Origin of the sequence: Zobellia sp. 1_MG-2023 (assembly GCF_030549125.1) — a bacterium.
Classification (GTDB): Bacteria; Bacteroidota; Bacteroidia; order Flavobacteriales; family Flavobacteriaceae; genus Zobellia; species Zobellia russellii.
The window spans coordinates 65,210-72,421 of record NZ_JAUOSY010000013.1 but is presented as its reverse complement, the minus strand read 5'-3'; the positions used below and the strand labels follow the sequence as shown (position 1 = coordinate 72,421).

General features: G+C 37.3%; 3 protein-coding genes. All 3 read right to left on the bottom strand.

What is annotated here, in order from left to right; genetic code table 11:
* Positions 1-248 precede the first annotated feature (248 nt).
* Complete coding sequence (locus Q4597_RS19025; protein ID WP_303407702.1) at positions 249-2,249, bottom strand: putative porin; 2,001 nt, start codon at positions 2,247-2,249, stop codon at positions 249-251.
* A gap of 155 nt (positions 2,250-2,404) precedes the next feature.
* On the bottom strand, positions 2,405-3,910 hold the full coding sequence (locus Q4597_RS19020) for a RagB/SusD family nutrient uptake outer membrane protein (protein ID WP_215913979.1): 1,506 nt from the start codon (positions 3,908-3,910) through the stop codon (positions 2,405-2,407).
* A gap of 13 nt (positions 3,911-3,923) precedes the next feature.
* Entirely contained in the window at positions 3,924-7,028 is a 3,105-nt protein-coding gene (locus Q4597_RS19015) for a SusC/RagA family TonB-linked outer membrane protein (RefSeq protein ID WP_303407700.1), read from the bottom strand.
* Positions 7,029-7,212 lie beyond the last annotated feature (184 nt).

Below are 7,212 nucleotides of genomic sequence, written 5' to 3'. Positions count from 1 at the left end.
CCCCGCTTAACAAACATCTTCATACCTGTTTAGCGGGCTGCAAATGTAACACCCTTTTTTAATTCTCAAAGAATTTTTAACGGAAAATTTCGTTTTTTCACGCCCTGAACGCACAGCTGCTTGATTATGAGACATAAAGGGAACAAGGTTTTTCCCTCCTTACAGCTCATTTCCAGTACCAAAGGATTAACATGGACGTAACATGGCACCATGAACATGCACCTGCCCTCCCCAAAACACACCCCTACCTAAGAGAAAAAGTTCCACACAAGACCGAAACGGATAACGAAATCACGGTATGGATAGCCAGGGGCGGAATAGTATGTAGGCTTCTCTATGAACAAAGAATTAAAGTGTTCCGCCTTTAAATAGATCCTGGTTTGTTGAATTTTTGCATTTATGAAGAAATCCAACATAGGGAAGTTACCCAATTTTTGATTGTTCTGAAGGTAGAATTCACCCAAAAGCGAATTGTAAGCATCCATATTATACGCTGTAAAATACTTTAGCGTTACTCCTGTTTGCATAAACATGGCCTTTTTAAAAACGTCGGAAGAGAAGTACAATGTATTCCTAGTTACCAACTCAGGCACGTTTAAAACCTGATTTGCCTGAGATACATTTTGATACATAACTGTATTATTTAACGCAAAACCTCCCAGCTTAAACTCCTTGGCATATTTTACCTTGGTATGGTTGAGTACATTGCCTTCTTGTAAAGGGCGTATCGTAGCATTCTCCATACCTTCTTCCAACAAAACAGATGGGTCTTGCCCAAAATAGGTATAATTATCAACCGTCTGGTAACTCACCATAAGATTACCCCACAACTCTGACTCAAAGTCCAAACGTAAACCGTATACCTGTTCTTTTTCAAAATTGGACAGGTTTAACCAGTTGTAATTTTCATAATCACTTTGGTAAAGCAAGAAATTAAAATCCGGCATCTTTGATGAACTAAACGCGGATGCGGTTATCTTATGCTTATCATGTAACCTATAAGATGCGGAAGCGTTCATTTGATTACCGCCCAGCTCTCCAGACAAATTATACTTTGCTGTGGCTTTTAATTGAAAACCTTTTATACGCTTTTCATATTCCGCACCTAATGCAATTTCTTCGCCCTTTAGCCTACTTGGAATGGTTACCCCTTCTTCATTTATGAGTATACTATTGAAAAAGTAGTTGTAATTGTAAAGTGAAATATTACCTTGAAGCCTACCCAACGTTGCATTATAAAACTCTGCATTAACTTGGTTGTACATTGTTTTTAAACTGGCCTTGTCCTCTATTGGCGAAACCAGATTGTTTCCATAGTATTCGTTTGGAGTAGTTTGGTTAAATGCGTAATACTTGGTTTCATAATTAAACTGATGACCTATACCTAACGATGTTTTTTCTTGGCGACTAGAGTCCTTTTCCTTTCGTATCAACTTATATAAATGATCAAAAAAGTAGCGTTTACCCAATATCTTACTATTGGCATCGCTAAAACGGACATCTATCTTAACCCGGTTACTAAAGTCTGCGAGACCGGACTCAAACTGCCCCTCCTCATCTACCAAACCGCCGTTTTCCATATTTTCAATATTCTGGGCGGCTATATGTGCACGTAAGCTATACCTATTATTCTTGGAAACATAATTGGTAGTAGTCCTAAAATTACCTGATTCCGATTGGTTATATTGGTATTTACCTAAAGAACGAAACCCTTTGTACGCTAGAGAAAAATTGAGTCTTCTAGAGGTGTTGAAGGCCAAGTTGGCATCTAGCAATTGACCTTGTTCAAAAGTAGTCTTGAACAACAGATCTGACATTGGCGTGGCTACATTATAATAATCTATGTCCTCCTTCTCAAAATAATTACTGTGAAGTGCAGTAGCCCCCAACGACGGATACAAATTATTAGAAGTAAAATCTACCCCTAACTTATTATATGGTTTTCCTACGTTGGCAAAAGGCATAAGTTCAAAATTGTCCTTCCTTAAATAATTGTATTTATATTCTTTCTGAATGGTAAGTGTTGTATCCAGAAATGTGGTATCCCTAGCATAAGAAATAATCTTGTAATCTTTGATTGTTAACTCCTCTGGCTCCACTTCTTTTTCCTTTTCCTTGGGTCCTAATCTACGTGGCATACGACGAACCGCCGAAGTATCTATGTCTCTTTTAGGAGGAATAGAGTCTTCTTGTGCAGAGACCTGAATACATGAAAAGTGAATTAAGAAAACTAAAAAAATATATTTCATTGAAGCTAATTACAGCGGTAAAGTTAATTTTTTTAGTTCGTAATTAAATGTGAAAATTTTAAGTTCTTGGATAGAGGTTTAAAAATTGATTTTCAAAACAAAAAAAAGCCGTCAACTAATATGACGGCCTTTCCTAGCAAAATTCAAATAAAAATCTAGTATACCAAATCTATATTCCTCCAGTCATTTGCACCAGAAGCAGTACCTGGTTCACCTACAGCTGCAGTACCGCCAAAAGTATATATATCATCTTGAGTAATTTCAAGTTCAGATGCCGGCACAGGATACATAGTAGGAGAGCCTGCTTGCAACATATCATGCCTTCTCATGAACCACCACTCTACGCAAATTCCCGATGCAAGGTCAAGTTCTATAGACACTTCATAAAGCAAAGCGTTCAAAACGTTAGGTCCTGCTGCCGTTGTAGACTGATTACCCTTTGACATGCGAGGAGAAGCATCTAAAGCTGCAACAGCTGCACCAAAGTTTCCTAAACGATAGTGGCACTCAGCTATTATATAATCTATTTCGGCCTTTGCAAAAACATTGGTAGGCAGACCGGTTTCGTTCTGATCATTGTCATTAAAAAACTTCACAGTTTTATAACTTGAAAAGAGATACCGCCCTCTTGAGGCTCTAAGAAATCCAAAATCGTCACCAACATATTCGTAATACTCCTCAAGTCTAGGATCGTCCGATACTGCTTCTCCTAACACAATACTTTCATCTTCAGGATAATCCGTATCATAAGTGGGGTCAAAAAGGTGCAGAATTTTCAAATCCGTAGGCATATAACCCGCATCTCCTAAATCAAACAATGACCAATCTTGAAAATTATTAAAAAACACATCTTCTTCTGCCAATGGGCTAAAGTCTTCGGTTAGGCCTTTTTCAGCATAAGCTAGTATAGCGTTATAGTCAAGAGTTTCTGCTTCGGCATTATCCCTAGGCAAACCTATAGATAGACGTGCCAAATAACTATTTGCCAATTCTAGGAACTTAGGCCCGTCTAGCATCTCTCCTCCTGGATAAATACTATATTGGAATCCGCTAAAAGAACTAGCCTTCTGGATACCTATCTCTATGTTCTTAACGGCTTCAACAAAAACTTCTTGATAAGTAGAAAACTCAAGTGCACCTGGATCCGTATCCGGATTTACGATATAAGCTTTATCATATATTAAAGCAAGATAACCTTGGGCAACACCTTTATCAAAATAGGCAGCAGCTAATTCCTGTTCCGTAAGATCACTGTCTCCGACCATTACTTGGTTACCATCATTCTCTATATTACCTATTACAATATTGGCATTATTGATTACGGAATTAAAACTATTCCATGGTCCACCAGCTTGAGATGAAAGGTCATCGTTAGCAGTTGAGTTTATAATCTGCCTTCTAGGTTGATCACAAAATGCCCAAAAACCACTAAAAGCATTTGTTGTAGAGAATTGATCGGCTATACCTCTAAAGAAAATACCTTGAAATTCTATTTGATTGTCGAATAAGGCTGAGTGATTAGAAATATTAAAGTTCTGAAAATCGGGTCCGTTCGCCAATACTCTTTGCGAATCTGCCTCATTGGAATTGCGTATATCGAATTCCTCTTGTGTACATGACAGTACTGTCATGGCCATGACAATATAAATTATTTTTTTCATGCTCTTATTTTTTTTAAAATGTTATCTGTACCGCTGCAGCGAAAGTTCTAAAGTTTGGAAAAGAAAACTCATCCAACTTAAAAATAGGACTTCCACTAAGTGCTACTTCCGGATCATAACCTGAGTAATCCGTAAATGTGTATAAGTTTCTACCTGATAGTGTAAATTTGATAGCATCAATTGGAATTTTAGGTCCCAATATGTCATCATCCAAAGTATATGACAATGAGATTTCACGGATTTTCACAAAGGTTGCATCCTCAACAAAATAATCGATAGGAGCAGCTCCATTGTAAATTGTTGAACTAGCATTAGCATAAGAAGATTGCTGACCTGCAGCTCCATATGTATCTAAATCTGCATGTCTATCATTGAAATACAAAAATTGTTTGGTATAATTATAGACATCCCCACCAATTTGAGCATCTACAAGTGTGTAGAGACTAACGTTTTTATAGGTCAATGTATTTTTGAAGCCCATATTGAAGTCTGGGTTAGTATCTCCAATTAAACCTACAGCTAATTGATTTGTCTCAGGGTTCCACTTTCTAATTGCCTGTTCTCCGCCTGCGTTTACCAAACCAGACTGATCTTCATTGGCGGTCACAATAACATGACCAAATTCGTTAACCGAAAAATCAGATATTGGTAGATTAAGTCCTTCATTGATAACTACACCATCCTCAACCGTTAAATCATCTAACGATGTTGCCAGTTGATTTCCGAACATTGCTCCAAATGGCTGCCCTGGCTCAACCCTAAAAACATTTACCGCTGGATCTGCATCCAATTGCTGGTTACTGTTACCTGCTCCAAAACCTTGAATAACCCTGTTGAAAGGAGCAACCGAACCTAAATTATCGACCGAATTTTCAACTGTCGCGAAAGTGATACCAAAATCCCATGTAAAATCTTCGGTTTCAAATGGCGTACCGTTAAATGCAACCTCATATGCCTCATAGGAAGTATCCGCTACATTTTGAACTTGAACGCTTCCTGGAACCGCACCAGATAAAGGTACCGTAATCAAAGCATCTTCCGTATTTGAATTAGCATAAGTAAATGCCAATGTATACTTATTTAAGACCTGAAAATCAAAACCAACTTCCAATTCCTTTATTGTTGGCGATTGCAAGTCAGGATTACCAATTTGCAATGGAGTAATACCCGTCTGACTTACTGAGAACGTCTCAAAAATGTCTCCAAAGCTAGGTCTAAGACCTGCAGTACCATAGGAGGCTCTAAATTTTAATTCATCTAACCATTCCGCATCAATATCCTCACCCAACCTATAGGCTAAGGACCCTCTATAGAAAAGTTGATCGCGATTGTCCTCTCCAAAGAGCGAACTTCTATCCGACCGTACAAATCCACCAATTATTAATTTGTCCTTCCAATCAAAATCTGCGGATAAGAATACGTTTTGTGTTTTCTCTTGAAACTCACCTGAGTTTACACTAATATTCTCAGTACCCTGTTGTAAATTACTAACCCCTTCCGTTAAAAAATTAGAACTTTGGGCAGTTTTAAAAGATCCTTCAAAGTCTTCAAATAAATACCTTAAAGAAGATTTAAAATTAAAATCACCAAAACTAGTGTTGTAATTTAACTGAGCATAAGAATTGACTCGAGCGTAATCACTATCAATATTTAAAATAAAACCGTTATTGGTATTTGGATCAAATTGAGAACCTGAAACATAACCTTTTGGAAAAAAGTTAACGAATTCACTACGGCCTCTGTCCGTAGACAAATGAGTTTCAAATACCAAGTTATCCGTAATGCTATACTTACCAGTAACCGAAGATACTAATCTAGTATTTTCATTATCAAACTTTTGGTTTGAAGCAACATATAATGGATTTTGATATTCATTGATAAATCCATTTCCATCAAAGAAGGGAATAAAGTTTCCGTTAGCGTCTTTTTGATCTAGTCTTACCGTTGGGTTCGCCGTTAACAAATTAAAAAACACGTTATCTCCTTGTCCAGCTTGAGTAACCTCTGCCCCTGTTTGCCTAACCAAATAATTGGTTAGTTCCAGCTTAAATTTGCTACTTAAGTTTACATCCAAATTTAGACGTGCATTTTGTCTTTTAAACGGGTCAAGACCTCTTATAATGCCTTGTACCTCTGTTTGCTCAGCAGAAACATAATAGTTAACCTTGTCTAGATTCTGAGAGACTCCTACACTTATTTGACTATAGGGTTGCGAGCTAATGAACTCATCTACGTTATTTATCAAATCACCAGGATAGGGGTTGTCAAAAATCCCGTCTGGGTCAGCAACTATTGAACCGCTGCTAACATCAAAATTGCCATTTGCATCTAACAATCTATCATGATTCTTTGCCAATGGATAATCTCTTTGAGTATTAGAGAAACCATTTTCAAAACGCAATGTTACTTTAGGCTTATCTGTGGTACCCCGCTTTGTTATAATTTGAATAACACCATTACCTGCCAATGAACCATAGAGAGATGAAGCTGCCGCCCCTTTTACCACCTCTATTGTTTCTATATCCTGTGTACTTATTTGATTAAGTCCTCCTTGAGTTATAATACCATCTACTATAATTAGCGGTGCAGTGCTCCCTTCTATAGAACTTGCCCCTCTTAAAATAACAGCAGCATTACGCAGCGGATTACCACCACCTTGAACAATTTGCGCACCAGCTACTTTTCCAATTAAAGCCGATGCAGCATCAGGAGTTGGTACATTTTGAGTTCCAGTTACAGGTACTGTCTCCACTTTAAAGGCCAGCTTCTTTTTTGAAGTACCTTGGGCAACACCGGTCAAAACCACCTCATCTAAAGCTTGGGCCGAATATTCCATCTGTACGTTAATGGAATTTGAGGCACCAACCACTCTTTTAACCGTTTTTTGTCCGATATAACTATATCTAAGACTCTGCCCCTCTTCTGCACTAATGGTATAATTACCGTCAAAATCTGTTTGGGTACCATTTGTAGTACCTATAACCACAACGGAAACACCTGGTAACGGAAGACCATCTTCATCCGTAACATTTCCGGAAATTGATTTTTCTTGGGCAAAAGAGTAGCCTGATAATAATACCAAAAAAGGCACTATAATCCATTTAAATTTTCGTTTCATGTATATGTTTTTGTGAATTAGTTTCGACAAAAAACCTAAAAATTTGTTAATAATCCAAATATTATCACAAATTTTGTTTATAAAATGTTAATTTGACACTTATTTTGTTAAAAAAATAACAAACGCGATTTGACCTGTATTTCTTAGAAAAAAGAGACCTCTATATTGTAATTTGTAATAAGTA